We start from the raw sequence: 13,049 nt of genomic DNA, 5'->3' as shown, positions 1-13,049 counted from the left end.
AACAATGTTGCCCGGTTTGATGGGTTTATCTGTCTTTATCCAGACGCTAAAGTACGAGCCATCATTCATCACGCACCGTCACTGGCGGTGCTAACGGAGCACATCATGGCACGTCACACCAAGCTTTTCCTGTCCCTTTCCCTGTTTTCCGGTTTGCTGGCTGGCGCGGCCCAGGCGGCAGAACCGTTGCAACTGTCGGTTTATCAGGCTGATGACAACAGCTTTGATGTCACCTCGGTACTGGTCAGCGGCCAGCACGATGCCATCTTGATCGACAGTGGTTTCACCCGTGCTGATGCCTACCGCATTGCTGGCCGCATTCTGGATAGCGGCAAGCAGCTCAAGGCCATTTATATCAGCCAGGCCGACCCGGACTACTACTTTGGTGCCACCACCCTCAAGCAGATTTTCCCCAAGGCAGAGCTGCTGGCTGCTGCGCCCACACTGGCGCGTATAGAGGCCAATGTAGCCGGCAAGGTAGCATTCTGGGGGCCGAAAATGGGTGACAATGCCCCGTCCACGCCGCTGACCCTGCCGCATGCCCTCAAGGATTCCCGGCTGATGCTGGAAGGGCAGAGCCTGGAAGTGCGCGGCACCAGCGGTGTACTGGCACACCGCGGCTATGTATGGATTCCTTCCATTCGCGCCATCGTGGGCAATGTCGGCGTGGTGTCCGGCCTGCATGTATGGACGGCCGATACCCAGCGCAAAGAAGAGCGTCAGGCCTGGCTGGCCCAGCTGGATGAAATGGAAGCCTTGCAGCCCAAAGAGGTGATTCCCGGCCACATGGCAGCCAATGCCCCCACTGGGCTTGCCAGCATCCGCTTCACCCGCAGTTATTTGCAGCAGTTTGAACAGAATCTGGCACTGTCAGGCAATAGTGGCGAGTTGATCCAGCGCATGCAGCAGGCTTTTCCGCAAGCCGGGGAAGCCATGTCGCTGGAAATCGGTGCCAAGGTCAACAAAGGTGAAATGAAATGGTAACTGCCACCCTGCATTACATTTACGACCCGCTATGCGGTTGGTGCTATGCCGCTTCGCCACTATTGCAGGCGGCTGCCAGTCTGCCCGGCCTTGATATGCAGTTGCATGCGGGTGGCATGATGAGTGGCAGCCGCCGTCAAACGGTCACCCCGGCGCTGCGCAACTACGTCATGCCCCACGACCAGCGCATCGCCAGTCTTACCGGCCTGCCGTTTGGTCAGGACTATTTCGATGGCCTGTTGCGGGATGAAACGGCAGTGTTTGATTCGACGCCGCCGATTGCCGCCATCCTGTTGGCCGCACAACTGGGCCTGCCGGCCTTGGCCATGTTGTCGGTGTTGCAGCGTGCCCATTACCAGCGCGGACTGCGCATTGCCGACCCGGCCGTGCTGGCCCGGCTTGCCGGTGAACAAGGGCTGGATGCCGCCGTATTTGCTGCCCGGCTGAGTGAGGCAATGGATCTGGCAGAAGCCCATATCCAGACCAGCCGCAGCCTGATGCAGCAATATCGTGTACAGGGTTTCCCCAGCCTGTTGCTGGAGCGGGACGGACAATGGCAGCGCGTGGATGTGTCGCCGTGGCTGGGGCAGCCGCAGGCCTTTGCTGCCGCCTTGCAGCAGGAACTGCTACCTGTGGCAGAAGCGGCTGGCCCGGCTTGTTCGGCTGATGGCTGCCAGCTGCCAGGTTGAACGGGTCGTCAGGATGGCTGGTGCGCCCGCTCAGGCGCAGCGTACCACCACCAGCGAAATGTCATCGTGGTTTTCATTCCCGGCCAGATGCCGGTTGACTGCCTGGGTGATGGCGCCCTGAATGTCCAGCGAACCCGCTTCGCGTATGGCTTGCAACACACCATCCAGCCCCAACGGTTCCTTGTCGGGATTGCTCGCTTCGGTGACGCCATCCGAGCACACCACCAGTGCCCCGCTCTCCTGCCAGCTGAAATAATCCAGCGTGGCTTCGAAATCACTGTCCGGCAAAATACCCAGCGGCGGCGAGCGTGAAGTAAAGCTCTTCTTCACCTCGCCATCGCGGTCCACATACATTGCACAGGGAATGCCACCGTTCCACACCGCAATGCGGCGCAGCTGGTAGTCCACTTCAATCAAGGCGGCAGCAACAAAGCGTCCTATCGGCAAAATGGTGTGCAGCTTGCGATTGATGGTGCGGGCTATTTCCTGCACTGGCAGGTTACGGTCGCACATGGCAAAGAAGGTATCTACCGCGGGCAAGCCGCAAATGGCGGCGGCCAGCCCGTGGCCGGTGCTGTCTGCCAGCATGATGCGGTCCAGCCCCGGGCGGCTGCGGCGGATGCAGATGGTATCGCCGCTGAAGTTCATCGCCGGACGTTGCCACTGCTGGATATTGGGCGGAGTCTGCTCGGCGCGGCGGGTAAACCTGTCCAGCACCATCTGGGCAAACATCTGCTCTTGTTCGTTGATGCGGTAATACGCTTCCAGCCGCTCACTGTCTTGTGCAATGCGCTGTTGCATTTCAGAGATGCGAATCAGCACATGCAGCTTGGCGGTGAGAATATCCAGGTCAATCGGCTTGGTGAGATAGTCATCCGCCCCCATGGTCAGTCCACGCAGCAACTGGCTGCGATCGGACAAGGAAGTGAGGAAGATGATGGGAATCCAGTGTTCGCCCAGTAGCTGGCGGATAGCGCTGGTGGCGGCAAAGCCATCCATCACCGGCATGGTGACATCCATGAAAATCACGTCAGGCCGCTGCTGGATGCAGTAATCCACAGCCTCCTGGCCATTGCATACGGCCACGGCGGTATGGCCCAGCAGCCGGATGTAATCAATCAGGATCTGACGGGATGTCGGGCTGTCTTCCGCAACCAGAATGGTCAGCGCGCGGGTCATTCAACAAACCTTGTGTGGGAAAGGGCAGGGCACGGCGCTGCCTGTGACATAAGCGGTGGCATGTCCCGCTACTATAGAGCCCTCCGGCAGTTTATGCCATTAGCTTGGCAATGATTCCGCAAACTTTAACAAACAACGTGGGCAGATCGACATGACTGTTGTAGGCTTGCCGCACTATTTTCAACTGGAGCGATGTTGATGACCATCTGGGTTGATGCAGATGCCTGCCCGGCTGTGGTGCGCGACATTATCTGCCGGGCGGCACAGCGTACTGCCAGAAGCGCGGTGTTCGTGGCCAATCGCATGACGGCCCTGCCTGCCAGCCCATATTTGCGCGCCATCGTGGTTGCCAAGGGCTTTGATGTGGCTGATGCCGAAATCGCCAGACAGTGTGAGGCGGGAGATCTGCTGGTGACTGCGGATATTGCACTGGCCGCACAAGTACTGGCCAAAGGTGTTGCGGCCATCAATTTTCGCGGCGAACCCTATTCCGCGGACACCATAGAAGGGCAACTCACCATGCGTGATTTCATGGATACCTTGCGAGCCAGCGGTATTCAGAGTGGTGGCCCCCCGCCTTTTGGCCAGGCCGATCGTCAGCAATTTGCTGCCAAACTGGACCGTTGGCTCGCTACCGGTCGTACCGCTTGAATGGTACTCGTCAGCTGCATGGGCACCGCCGGGTATTGTCCTCGGTATGTCGCTCCACAAGTTTTGGATCGCGCTGACGATAAAGTACACAGGCCCGCCAAACGGGCTACCTTAAATGGCCATTATTTTCATAATCCACTTATTTTTAAACAATAATTTTAAATTGAAATAAATTCGTATCAGGCGTCGAGTGTGATGCTATTATCATATTCGCCTTGCCAGCAAGGGGTGTTGCGGAATGGTCCGACGCACCGTCTAGCCGAGAGAGTGTTCATTTGAGCCCAATCATGGATACACGTGCCATCGCCACCTTCGATTTGCACTCCGAGCAATATGCGCGCTATCGCCCGCAATACCCGGACATGCTGTTTCGCTGGCTGCAGGCCGCCGTGTCGAATCATCACCGTGCCTGGGATTGCGCAACCGGTACCGGGCAGGCAGCGGGCAAGCTGGCCTTGCTGTTCGACCGTGTTGATGCTTGTGACATCAACCATAGCCAGCTGGAAGCGGCCGAGCGTGCTGCCAATGTGTTCTATCTGGAGTGCCCGGTCGAACAATCTCCTTACGGTGATGCCGTTTTCGACCTGATTACCGTAGCGCAGTCCCTGCACTGGTTTGATTTCTCCCGCTTCTGGCCGCAGGTGGAGCGCACACTCAAGCCCGGTGGGGTATTTGCCGCCTGGGGCTACGACTGGTTCCAGGTGTCACCCGAAGTGGATGACGCCATGCGCTTTTTCCGGGCGGTGATCGAGCCGTTCTGGTCCAGCTGCAGTCAACTGCTGTGGGATGGCTACCGGCATGTCGGCATGCCGCTGCCTGCGCTGGATACGCCACGTTACCAGATCACCATGCAATGGAATCTGGAACAACTGCTTGGCTATCTCCATACCTGGTCTGCCACCAAGCTGTGTGTGCAGAGCCTGGGCAATCACGTGCTGAACGATGCGCGACAGCGTCTGGCTCGGGGTTGGGGAGACGCTGCCACCGTGCGGCGTGTGGTCATGCCCTTGCATTTCATTGCCGGACGCAAGCCGCTCTGATCTGGGAAGTGCTTCTCGCTTCCATAAAGCAAACCGAGCTACTCCCAGAAGAATGGGTTACTTGATGGAAAGGTCCGGTTTTGCCGGGGCCCGTGAAGTCGTAGCAAATCATTTTGTCAGCAAGCTGAAAAAAACCGGCACAGCCGGTTTTTTTACGTACTGTGCCGACCGTGCGCTTTTATTGCTGGCGATGCGATTCCGCTTCCAGATCGGACAGCAGAATGTTCAAGGCATCCGATGAACGTACCAGCTCCCACAGCGAGGTTGCCAGCGAGGCAATCATCAACAGCAGGCTGATGCCAAAGGATAGTTCGCCCAGCTGCTGCCAACCGGTGTAAATCTGGAACATGGCCATGGTGCAGAGGAACAGGCTGCCTATGCCAAGAAACTGCATCCATTTGATCAGCTGGATACGGGTACGCAAATTGCCGATCTGCAACAGGATCTTGGGATTCTGTTCTGCTTTGTAATCGGTATACAGATTGCGGATGATGCTGGCCAGCCCGAGAAAACGGTTGGTATATGCCAGCAACAGCAGCGAAATGGCAGGGAACAGCAGGGCCGGGGTGGTCAGGTTCAGTGCAGCATGCATGGTGTTCAGGAGTTCTCGTCTATCAAAACGTCGATGCCGTTGGGCGTTTGGTCAAACAGCTGGATGATGTCGGGATTTTTCATCCTGACACAACCCAGCGAGGTCGGGGTGCCAAAAGCAACATGTTCGCCCGCTCCATGCAGATAGATGGCGCGGTCGTAACTGTCTACATTGCCGCCCTGGTTCTTCCCCGGTTCATCACCGCATAACCACAGGATGCGGGTCAGAATCCAGTCTTTTTCAGGATATTGCCGGTGCAGTTCCGCCGTATATTTCCATGGCGTGACCCGCCGCCGGAAAATGATGGTGTTTTCCTCTGCGCCAGCACCCAGTTTTTCGCAGACATGGTGCCAGCCGCGCGGGGTCTGGTAGCTATTGCTCATTTCTCCCACGCCACGCCGGGCAGTGGAAACCAGATAATGTTGCTGCAGGCGACCCCATTCATCAAACAGGCTCAGGCTCTGGCTGCGGATGCCAACCAGTATCCAGGGCTGGCCGTAATGGCGCATATTGGCACGGGTTGCTTGCAATGGCACAGCCTGCTGCTGCAGTACAAAGGCGGCATCAACGCTGCCATCGGGTGGCAGGGCTTCCGCCTGTACTGGCAGCATGGCAGCGCTCGTCAGTAACAACACAGACAATAGATGGAGCATCATCTCATTCCCGCGCCTTGCGACGTGCAGCAAAAAAGTTGCTGAGCTGCTGGCTGCATTCTTCTTGCATCACGCCCCCCCAGATCGCGGTATGGTGATTCAGTTGCGGCAGGGAAAACAGATTCAGCACACTGCCGGCGGCTCCGGTCTTGGGCTCGCTGGCACCATAAATCACCCGGGACAGGCGGGCTTGCAAGATGGCACCGCTGCACATGGCACAAGGTTCCAGTGTGACATACAGGTCGCAGCCGTCCAGTCGGTAATTACCCTCATGCAGCGCGGCCGCGCGCAATGCTTGCATCTCGGCATGGGCACTCGGGTCACAGCGGCCTGCCGGCTGGTTGAAGCCGCGGCCAATGATCTGGCCATTCTTCACCACGATGGCGCCGACCGGGACTTCCTGCTGTGCTGCAGCCAGGGTGGCCTGCGCCAGTGCCTGTTGCATGAAGTGCTGGCAGGTAGCCGGGTCGGGCGGCATGGCAACCGGCGGATGTGCAGCCAGCTGTCGGTTCAGCTCCTGTTTGTCCAGCTCGGTCAACGCCGACCAGTGTATGCCGCGTGCTGCGGCTTCCAGCGCGAACAGCAAGCGTTTGGTGACGGTATGTCCTGCTGCCTTGAGTTGCAGAAAGGTCGAGACACTGCCTTGCTGCAGCAATTGATGCCGTGAGCTAATACCCATCTGTTGCAGCCACAGCACTGCCGCCGGGGGCAGGGGCGGTGTTGCAAGCGGGGAGTCTGGCAAGGTGGACATGGCAGGTGGCGGTGGTCAACGGAAACATCACTATTTTAGCCTGATCGCGCCGCAACTTCGTGATGGCTGTTTAAAGAAACGGCCAAAAATGCCGATAAATGCTGGTCACCATCTTGATACCCAGCTCATGTCCCTGCCTTCTGTCAGTGAATCCGGTATTGCCAGCTTGTGGTCCCGCGTGAACCGCCAGCCATCTGCACCTGCTGCTGCCAGCCCGGTCATGAATACGACAGACGCAGCATCCGGCAGCACATCAGCCGGCCCTGCAGTCTGGCCCGGTAGTGATCCGGCACGGCAGGCTGTCAGCCAGTCGCTGCATCAGGCACTGGCGCAGTGGCAACAACAGCAATCCAGCCAGCTCAAACAGGCGCAGCAACGCAAGCAGGGCAATAGTCAGCCACTGGATGCCAACCGCATGGAAATGCTGAAGGAGAGAGTGAAAAACCTGCGGCAGATGCTAATGCTGGTAGGTAAGGACAAGGGTGGTTTGCGTGCCATTGCCCTGCAGTTGAAACAAATCACTGCCGAGTTGCGGCAGATGGTGGCCAATGCCAGCGGGCAAGGGCAGGCGTCCGTCATGGAAGTAAGCGTCAATGTCACCAGCAGCGGCAGTGTCTCCAGTGATCAGACCGACCATGCCGCGGACCAGGCCGATCGTGCTGTTGCCAGTACCGATGATGCTGCCACGGCGGCATCAGACAACAGTGCAGTGGCACCAGCGCAGGCGGCAATGGCGAGTACCGGCAGTGCAGGCAATCAGGGTTTGGGCGGCAATATGGAGTTACAGGCCTTGCTCAACAGCATCAAGGCCATTGCCCAGTGGCTGAAGCAGCGTAGCCAGCAGAACCAGGGGCAGGATGAAGGGCTGAAAAAGTGGCTGGATGGCAGTCAGCAGGATCTGGCAGCCATCGACCATATGCTGGCAGGTGGAAGCAATAACGCCCAGGGTGAGTTGAGTGTCAGCATCCAGCTTGCCACGGGTGGTGATGCGGGAGAAAGCGCGACGTCAGATGCCGGCAGTGCCGGCAATGTAAATGTTCAGGCCTGAAACCATCTGCTGCAGACCGTCTTGCACATCAGCCAGGCGGTCAGCGTGCTGGCCAGAACTTGCTGGCCAATTTCCATAACAACATCAGCCGTGTACCACGACGCAGCCAGCGGCGCAATGCTTCGGAAGGGAGCACCCCGGCCAGGGTGGACAGGATGCCGCCTAGACGTCCACCATCGGCAAAGGCCTTGAACCCTTCACCAGCCATGCCAAGATGATGCTTGCGCAGCTGCTCCATTTCCAGGCTCAGCTTTACGCGCAGGACTTCTCCCTTCATCAGCAGCAGCTGTTTCTTGATGGCGCGATCCTGCGGTTTCATGTCAAAGCTTTCCGCTCAGGCTGTCCCAGTCCTTGCGGACTTCGGTCAGGGTATCGGTAAAGGGGGAAGGGCTGCGTCGGGCGCGTTGGCGCAGCTGCCACAGCAGGGCCACACCACCTCCTGTGCTGCACAGCATCAGGCCGCCCAGCAGCAGGGGACGCCAGCTGTCCGGAGTCAGCACCAGTACCAGCAGCAAGGCGGACAGCAGACCGACCAGGAGCAGGATCAATGCCAGCCCGCCTAACAACAGGCTGAACAGCAAGGCGTCCTTTTGCTCATCGGCCTCAAGCACCAGCAGTTCAATACGGGTAAGCAGCAAGGCAAACACCCCGCCCAGCAGCGAACGCAAGCTGCCGGGACGGGGCGGGCGGGAAGAGTTGGCAGACATGCAGCAGCTGCGGCTTAACGGCGTGAAACCAGCATGCCCAGCAAAAAGCCTACGCCAGCGGCAATGCCAATGGATTTCCACGGGTTTTCGTGAACATAGTCGTCAGTTGCCTTGGCTGCCACCTTGGCCTTGCCGACTACCACTTTTTCGGCTTCCAGCAGGCGCGACTTGGCCAGACGGATATTTTCAGCCAGACGCTTGCGCAGTTCACGGCCTTTCTCGCCGCCTTCATCACCCGCTGCACCCAGCAAGTCCTCGGTACTGGACAGTACCTGACGAACATCATCCAGCAGTTGTTCTTTTTCCTGATTCAGTGCGGCATCGGACATGGCGATTTCCTCGATGAAATTGAAACGGGTAAACAAAATCAGACTGCAATGCGGAACGGATGGTTCCCTGCACAGATTACGCCCTTTGACCGTATCAGTGGAGCGACAGTCCGTCAAATGCAGGCGGTTTGCCTGATACTGCGGTGCCACATCTCCTGAAGGTCACAGGTCATTCATTCGGGATGAGATTGTATATATCAGATCATTCAAGGATTGATGACAAGTTTTCTATGGATATCATTTGTTCTGTCTGCAGCTAATCGGGATAATACATCCCCAATTTCAGGCGGTTTTTCATTTGCATGCACATGGCAAGTGCAGCTGCCTGGTGACAACAAGCGTCAGCCTGTCCGTATGGCAAACCGAGCCCGTGTTGTTCGACCTGCGGAGAGGAGCTGGCACACTGGTTTGATGATTCCGATGGGACCAAGGCGGCATGACACCACTGTCCATTTATGTTCTGACTTTCAATAGCGAAAAATACTTGTCTGCCATCCTGCAGGCAGTTGCCCCTCTGGCAGACGATTTGCTGGTGGTGGATAGTGGCAGTTCCGATCAGACCGTGGCCATCGCCACACACTGCGGGGCCCGGGTACTCTACCGTCCGTTTGATGATTTTCGTCAGCAGCGTGATTTTGCCCAGCAACAATGCAGGCATGATCACGTGTTCTTTCTGGATAGTGACGAGATTCCCAGTCCAGAGCTGGTGGCTCACCTCCTGCAACTCAAGCAGAGCGGATTCCAGCACGATGCCTATGCAATCCAGCGCGACTGGATTGTAATGGGGCAGCAGGTGCACGCTTTATACCCGGTAGGTTGCCCGGATTTTCCGGTGCGCATTATCGAGAAAAACCGGGTGAGGCTTTCCGAGCAGCTTGTGCATGAGGACTTTGTCGGCTACCGCAGCCGTGGCCGGATTGAACTCCCCATCAAGCATCAAACCTTCCATTCCATGGAAGAAATCAATCGCAAGCTGGAGCTGTATACCAATCTGGATGCCAGCGATCTGGCGCGCATGAGTAGCCGCAAGAACTTTGCCCTGCGTCAGTGGACCAGCCCGGTTGGAGCGTTTTTCAAATGGTATGTGAAGAGTGGTAACTGGAAGGATGGCCGGGTCGGGCTGATTCTGGGTGTGTATGCCGCACGCTTTGCTCATCACAAATACAAGAAGGCCTTGCAGATAAGGCGTGAGACAGGTCTCTGAGTCCAACGCGTCGCGGGTGGATTCGAACATGACAAAGCCGGTCATTGACCGGCTTTGTCATGTCTGGGGTTCTGGGCTGGCAATGTTTCAGACTGCCTCGAACCAGCTGTCGTCATGCCAGGCATCCAGCAATTCGCTTACCTCCGCCCTGCCAACGGCAGGATAGGCACTGACCCATGCGTGCAGACTGTCCCGTTGAGCCAGCGTGACACTGCCACTGGTGTAGGTGGTAACGAAACCGCTGTTTTCATCGCCACCGTACGTCAGCCCCAGTGCCTCAACGTGTTCAATCAGGGCTGCAACATACTGTTCCCGTGCGGTTTCATCCAGAGGGGCAGCAAATTGCACGGACAAGGTAAAACCGAACTCGGTGAATTCACCTGCGTGGTGTTTCTTGCGCTGGCGGCGGTTCCAGTTGGCAAGGCGGCGACGGGATGGGATGACAAGATAGTTCATTATTGACCTTTAATGGTGGCCAGGCAGCCATCTGTGGCTCCGGCAAAATGCAAGGATTGTCAGATTGTAAAGAAAAAGCCCGGTTTCCCGGGCTCTGGATAACATGCTGGCTGTCCACATTCTGTCCAGGCAGCCTGATGGGCAAGGTAGCGCAGCACGGCACACTTCAGCGCTTGTTCTCTTGCTCAGCATTGCCTTTCTAGCGTGTAGCCTGCTGATATTTATCGGTTTTTATTCCCACTCAATCGTTGCCGGCGGCTTGCCCGACACATCGTAAACCACGCGGTTGATGCCGCGTACTTCGTTGATGATGCGGTTGGAAGCGCGGCCCAGCAGGGAGTACGGCAGCTCTGCCCAGTGGGCGGTCATGAAGTCGCTGGTGACCACGGCACGCAGGGCAACCACGTAGTCGTAGGTGCGGCCATCGCCCATCACGCCAACCGATTTCACCGGCAGGAACACGGCAAAGGCCTGGCTGGTGAGGTCGTACCAGTTTTTGCCGGTTTTCTCGTCCACGGTGTTGCGCAGTTCTTCAATGAAGATGGCGTCGGCCTGGCGTAGCAGGTCGGCGTATTCCATTTTCACTTCGCCAAGGATACGCACACCCAGGCCCGGGCCCGGGAAGGGGTGACGGTACACCATGTCGTGCGGCAGGCCCAGTGCCACGCCCAGTTGACGGACTTCGTCCTTGAACAGCTCGCGCAGCGGTTCCAGCAGCTTGAGGTTCATGTCTTCCGGCAGGCCACCCACATTGTGGTGGCTCTTGATGGTGTGGGCCTTTTTGGTCTTGGCACCGGCGGACTCGATCACGTCGGGGTAGATGGTGCCCTGGGCCAGCCACTTGGCATTGGTCAGCTTGTTGGATTCAGCCTGGAATACTTCCACGAACTCGCCGCCGATGATCTTGCGCTTCTTTTCCGGATCGGTTTCGCCGGCCAGCTTGCTCATGAACTGTTCGGTGGCATCCACGTGGATGACCTTAACGCCCAGGTTCTGCGCAAACATTTCCATCACCATCTTGCCTTCGTTCAGGCGCAGCAGGCCGTGATCAACGAAGACGCAGGTCAGTTGCGGGCCGATGGCGCGGTGAATCAGCGCAGCCGCAACCGAGCTGTCCACACCACCGGACAGGCCGAGGATGACTTCTTCATCACCGACTTGTTCACGGATCTTCTTTACCGCTTCGTCGATGTAGTTGGGCATGGTCCAGCTGGGCTTGCAACCCGCCACGTGCAGCACAAAGCGATGGATCATTTCGGTGCCGCGCTTGGTGTGGGTGACTTCCGGGTGGAATTGCACGCCGTAGTAGCCGCGGTCCTCATCGGCCATGGCGGCGATGGGGCAGGACGGGGTTTCGGCAATGACATGGAAGCCGGCCGGCAGGGCGGTAACCTTGTCGCCGTGGCTCATCCACACATCCAGGAAGCCGTTGCCGGCGTCGTCGATATGGTCTTGCAGGCCTTCCAGCAGTTTGGAGTGATGGCGGGCCTGGATCTGGGCGTAGCCGAATTCACGCTTGTCACCGGCTTCTACCTTGCCACCCAGGCTTTGCGCCATGAACTGCATGCCGTAGCAGATGCCCAGTACCGGGATGCCCAGTTCGAACAGGGCCGGGTCTGCCTGGTAGTCGGATTCGTACACCGAGTTGGGGCCGCCGGACAGGATGATGGCCTTGGGGCCGAATGCACGGATTTCTTTAATCGGCATGTCAAACGAATGAAGCTCACAGTAGACGTGAGCTTCGCGTACGCGGCGGGCAATCAACTGGGTAACTTGAGAGCCGAAGTCGAGAATGAGGATCTTGTCCATGCCTGTCCTTGGTAGGTTCCGTTGGCCCGTGGGCCTGTCGTTCAATGAGTAAATGGTTTGCCGTTTCAGCGCAGGTCATGCTGGTCCGGCAGGGAGCGCCAGCGTGCGTTGCGCTCCGGAATTCGGTCGCTACGCGACAGCAGCATCAAGAGACCGGCCAGGACCATGCCCAGCGACAACAGATGACTCAAGTGTAGTCCCATATTGTCACGCAGGTAGATGGCGGCTCCGGCATAGATCAGCAGCGGGCAGCTGACCAGGGTGGATTTGTTCAGCCCGTCCAGCAGGCCCAGCAGCACGCCAGCAATGATCAGCAACAGTGCCAACAGGGTGCTGGTGCTGGGCAGTAGTGCGGTACTTTTCAGAAACCAGACCGCACCCAGGCAAATCAGCGCAATGGGCAGCGCGGCACTTTTTTTCATGCACCACCTCGCTGGTTTTTCATCAGGCGCTGCTTTTCACGCTGCCATTCGCGGTCTTTTTCCGAGTCACGCTTGTCGTGCAGCTTCTTGCCCTTGGCCAGGCCAACCTGGGCCTTGATATTGCCTTTGCTGTAGTGCAGGTCCAGCGCCATCATGGTGTAGCCGGCACGTTCCACCTTGCCGATGAAACGGTTGATCTCGGATTGTGACATCAAGAGTTTGCGCGGGCGTACCGGGTCTGGCTTGACGTGGGTGGAAGCGGACTGCAGGGCGGTGATATGGCAGCCAATCAGCCAGAAAGCGCCATTTTTCCAGTCGATATAGCTTTCTTTCAGCTGGATGCGTCCGGCACGGATGGCCTTGACCTCCCACCCTTCCAGCACAAGCCCGGCCTCGAGTTCTTCCTCGATGAAATAGTCATGGAAGGCTTTGCGGTTCTGGATGATGCTCATGCGCCTGAGGTTTCCGTGGCATTGAATGGGAATCGGCTATTCTACCAGAAGCTGGCCGCAGGCCAAAATTCCTGAAAATCAGC

General features: G+C 57.8%; 17 protein-coding genes. 6 read left to right on the top strand and 11 right to left on the bottom strand.

Going from position 1 to position 13,049, the window contains the following annotated elements:
- Positions 1 to 105 precede the first annotated feature (105 nt).
- Together JHD62_RS10185 and JHD62_RS10180 are read left to right on the top strand one after the other, a co-directional pair.
- A complete protein-coding gene (locus tag JHD62_RS10185) occupies positions 106 to 984 on the top strand; it encodes an MBL fold metallo-hydrolase (RefSeq protein WP_199102795.1) in 879 nt (292 codons plus the stop codon).
- Positions 978 to 1,673: a DsbA family protein gene (locus tag JHD62_RS10180; protein ID WP_199102794.1), complete on the top strand. Its 696-nt coding sequence runs from the start codon at positions 978 to 980 to the stop codon at positions 1,671 to 1,673. Before JHD62_RS10185 ends, JHD62_RS10180 begins: the two co-directional genes overlap by 7 nt.
- A gap of 30 nt (positions 1,674 to 1,703) precedes the next feature.
- On the opposite strand, the gene JHD62_RS10175 is transcribed toward JHD62_RS10180, so the two are convergent.
- Entirely contained in the window at positions 1,704 to 2,852 is a 1,149-nt protein-coding gene (locus JHD62_RS10175) for a PP2C family protein-serine/threonine phosphatase (protein ID WP_199102793.1), read from the bottom strand.
- Positions 2,853 to 3,050: 198 nt separating this feature from the next.
- Between JHD62_RS10175 and JHD62_RS10170 the strand changes: the two genes are divergently transcribed.
- Both JHD62_RS10170 and JHD62_RS10165 read left to right on the top strand, forming a co-directional pair.
- A complete protein-coding gene (locus JHD62_RS10170; RefSeq protein ID WP_199102792.1) occupies positions 3,051 to 3,503 on the top strand; it encodes a YaiI/YqxD family protein in 453 nt (150 codons plus the stop codon).
- Positions 3,504 to 3,790: 287 nt separating this feature from the next.
- A complete protein-coding gene (locus JHD62_RS10165) occupies positions 3,791 to 4,543 on the top strand; it encodes a class I SAM-dependent methyltransferase (RefSeq protein WP_199102791.1) in 753 nt (250 codons plus the stop codon).
- Positions 4,544 to 4,721: 178 nt separating this feature from the next.
- On the opposite strand, the gene JHD62_RS10160 is transcribed toward JHD62_RS10165, so the two are convergent.
- The 3 genes from JHD62_RS10160 to tadA are packed head-to-tail and all read right to left on the bottom strand — an operon-like array spanning position 4,722 to position 6,539.
- Complete coding sequence (locus JHD62_RS10160) at positions 4,722 to 5,135, bottom strand: DUF2721 domain-containing protein (RefSeq protein ID WP_045847426.1); 414 nt, start codon at positions 5,133 to 5,135, stop codon at positions 4,722 to 4,724.
- Between the two features lie 5 nt (positions 5,136 to 5,140).
- Positions 5,141 to 5,746: a L,D-transpeptidase gene (locus tag JHD62_RS10155; RefSeq protein ID WP_199102790.1), complete on the bottom strand. Its 606-nt coding sequence runs from the start codon at positions 5,744 to 5,746 to the stop codon at positions 5,141 to 5,143.
- A gap of 46 nt (positions 5,747 to 5,792) precedes the next feature.
- Positions 5,793 to 6,539 (bottom strand): tRNA adenosine(34) deaminase TadA, encoded by a 747-nt coding sequence (gene tadA / locus JHD62_RS10150; protein WP_199102789.1) that lies wholly within the window; start codon positions 6,537 to 6,539, stop codon positions 5,793 to 5,795.
- A 127-nt stretch (positions 6,540 to 6,666) separates the two neighbouring features.
- Here tadA and JHD62_RS10145 point away from each other — a divergent pair, with 127 nt between their 5' ends.
- Complete coding sequence (locus JHD62_RS10145) at positions 6,667 to 7,587, top strand: hypothetical protein (protein WP_199102788.1); 921 nt, start codon at positions 6,667 to 6,669, stop codon at positions 7,585 to 7,587.
- A gap of 40 nt (positions 7,588 to 7,627) precedes the next feature.
- Here JHD62_RS10145 and JHD62_RS10140 read toward each other — a convergent pair whose 3' ends face one another.
- The 3 genes from JHD62_RS10140 to JHD62_RS10130 are packed head-to-tail and all read right to left on the bottom strand — an operon-like array spanning position 7,628 to position 8,623.
- On the bottom strand, positions 7,628 to 7,906 hold the full coding sequence (locus JHD62_RS10140; RefSeq protein WP_199102787.1) for a hypothetical protein: 279 nt from the start codon (positions 7,904 to 7,906) through the stop codon (positions 7,628 to 7,630).
- A 1-nt stretch (position 7,907) separates the two neighbouring features.
- Complete coding sequence (locus JHD62_RS10135; protein WP_199102786.1) at positions 7,908 to 8,294, bottom strand: phage holin family protein; 387 nt, start codon at positions 8,292 to 8,294, stop codon at positions 7,908 to 7,910.
- A gap of 14 nt (positions 8,295 to 8,308) precedes the next feature.
- The gene (locus tag JHD62_RS10130; protein WP_045847507.1) at positions 8,309 to 8,623 is read right to left on the bottom strand and encodes a YqjD family protein; all 315 of its coding nucleotides are present in this window, start codon (positions 8,621 to 8,623) and stop codon (positions 8,309 to 8,311) included.
- Between the two features lie 436 nt (positions 8,624 to 9,059).
- On the opposite strand from JHD62_RS10130, the gene JHD62_RS10125 reads away from it, so the two are divergent.
- Positions 9,060 to 9,827 (top strand): glycosyltransferase family 2 protein, encoded by a 768-nt coding sequence (locus JHD62_RS10125; RefSeq protein WP_199102785.1) that lies wholly within the window; start codon positions 9,060 to 9,062, stop codon positions 9,825 to 9,827.
- Positions 9,828 to 9,914: 87 nt separating this feature from the next.
- On the opposite strand, the gene JHD62_RS10120 is transcribed toward JHD62_RS10125, so the two are convergent.
- The 4 genes from JHD62_RS10120 to smpB all read right to left on the bottom strand — a co-directional run bounded on the left by JHD62_RS10120 (position 9,915) and on the right by smpB (position 12,966).
- Positions 9,915 to 10,283 (bottom strand): 50S ribosome-binding protein YggL, encoded by a 369-nt coding sequence (locus JHD62_RS10120; RefSeq protein ID WP_199102784.1) that lies wholly within the window; start codon positions 10,281 to 10,283, stop codon positions 9,915 to 9,917.
- Between the two features lie 231 nt (positions 10,284 to 10,514).
- Positions 10,515 to 12,092 (bottom strand): glutamine-hydrolyzing GMP synthase, encoded by a 1,578-nt coding sequence (gene guaA / locus JHD62_RS10115; RefSeq protein ID WP_199102783.1) that lies wholly within the window; start codon positions 12,090 to 12,092, stop codon positions 10,515 to 10,517.
- A 65-nt stretch (positions 12,093 to 12,157) separates the two neighbouring features.
- A complete protein-coding gene (locus JHD62_RS10110) occupies positions 12,158 to 12,514 on the bottom strand; it encodes a hypothetical protein (protein WP_199102782.1) in 357 nt (118 codons plus the stop codon).
- Complete coding sequence (gene smpB, locus JHD62_RS10105) at positions 12,511 to 12,966, bottom strand: SsrA-binding protein SmpB (protein ID WP_045847417.1); 456 nt, start codon at positions 12,964 to 12,966, stop codon at positions 12,511 to 12,513. The genes JHD62_RS10110 and smpB overlap by 4 nt, the downstream gene beginning before the upstream one ends.
- Positions 12,967 to 13,049 lie beyond the last annotated feature (83 nt).

The organism is Aquitalea sp. ASV11 (genome assembly GCF_016429185.1).
GTDB lineage: Bacteria > Pseudomonadota > Gammaproteobacteria > Burkholderiales > Chromobacteriaceae > Aquitalea > Aquitalea pelogenes.
Note: the sequence above shows the minus strand (reverse complement) of the source record. Positions and strands in the feature narration are given on the sequence as shown.

What these genes read in the sequence shown, in the direction of transcription:
- JHD62_RS10185 (WP_199102795.1), top strand. Translation starts at nt 106, where the DNA reads ATGGCACGTCACACCAAGCTTTTCCTGTCCCTTTCCCTGTTTTCCGGT.
- JHD62_RS10180 (WP_199102794.1), top strand. Translation starts at nt 978, where the DNA reads ATGGTAACTGCCACCCTGCATTACATTTACGACCCGCTATGCGGTTGG.
- JHD62_RS10175 (WP_199102793.1), bottom strand. Translation starts at nt 2,852, where the DNA reads ATGACCCGCGCGCTGACCATTCTGGTTGCGGAAGACAGCCCGACATCC.
- JHD62_RS10170 (WP_199102792.1), top strand. Translation starts at nt 3,051, where the DNA reads ATGACCATCTGGGTTGATGCAGATGCCTGCCCGGCTGTGGTGCGCGAC.
- JHD62_RS10165 (WP_199102791.1), top strand. Translation starts at nt 3,791, where the DNA reads ATGGATACACGTGCCATCGCCACCTTCGATTTGCACTCCGAGCAATAT.
- JHD62_RS10160 (WP_045847426.1), bottom strand. Translation starts at nt 5,135, where the DNA reads ATGCATGCTGCACTGAACCTGACCACCCCGGCCCTGCTGTTCCCTGCC.
- JHD62_RS10155 (WP_199102790.1), bottom strand. Translation starts at nt 5,746, where the DNA reads ATGCTGCCAGTACAGGCGGAAGCCCTGCCACCCGATGGCAGCGTTGAT.
- tadA (WP_199102789.1), bottom strand. Translation starts at nt 6,539, where the DNA reads ATGTCCACCTTGCCAGACTCCCCGCTTGCAACACCGCCCCTGCCCCCG.
- JHD62_RS10145 (WP_199102788.1), top strand. Translation starts at nt 6,667, where the DNA reads ATGTCCCTGCCTTCTGTCAGTGAATCCGGTATTGCCAGCTTGTGGTCC.
- JHD62_RS10140 (WP_199102787.1), bottom strand. Translation starts at nt 7,906, where the DNA reads ATGAAACCGCAGGATCGCGCCATCAAGAAACAGCTGCTGCTGATGAAG.
- JHD62_RS10135 (WP_199102786.1), bottom strand. Translation starts at nt 8,294, where the DNA reads ATGTCTGCCAACTCTTCCCGCCCGCCCCGTCCCGGCAGCTTGCGTTCG.
- JHD62_RS10130 (WP_045847507.1), bottom strand. Translation starts at nt 8,623, where the DNA reads ATGTCCGATGCCGCACTGAATCAGGAAAAAGAACAACTGCTGGATGAT.
- JHD62_RS10125 (WP_199102785.1), top strand. Translation starts at nt 9,060, where the DNA reads ATGACACCACTGTCCATTTATGTTCTGACTTTCAATAGCGAAAAATAC.
- JHD62_RS10120 (WP_199102784.1), bottom strand. Translation starts at nt 10,283, where the DNA reads ATGAACTATCTTGTCATCCCATCCCGTCGCCGCCTTGCCAACTGGAAC.
- guaA (WP_199102783.1), bottom strand. Translation starts at nt 12,092, where the DNA reads ATGGACAAGATCCTCATTCTCGACTTCGGCTCTCAAGTTACCCAGTTG.
- JHD62_RS10110 (WP_199102782.1), bottom strand. Translation starts at nt 12,514, where the DNA reads ATGAAAAAAAGTGCCGCGCTGCCCATTGCGCTGATTTGCCTGGGTGCG.
- smpB (WP_045847417.1), bottom strand. Translation starts at nt 12,966, where the DNA reads ATGAGCATCATCCAGAACCGCAAAGCCTTCCATGACTATTTCATCGAG.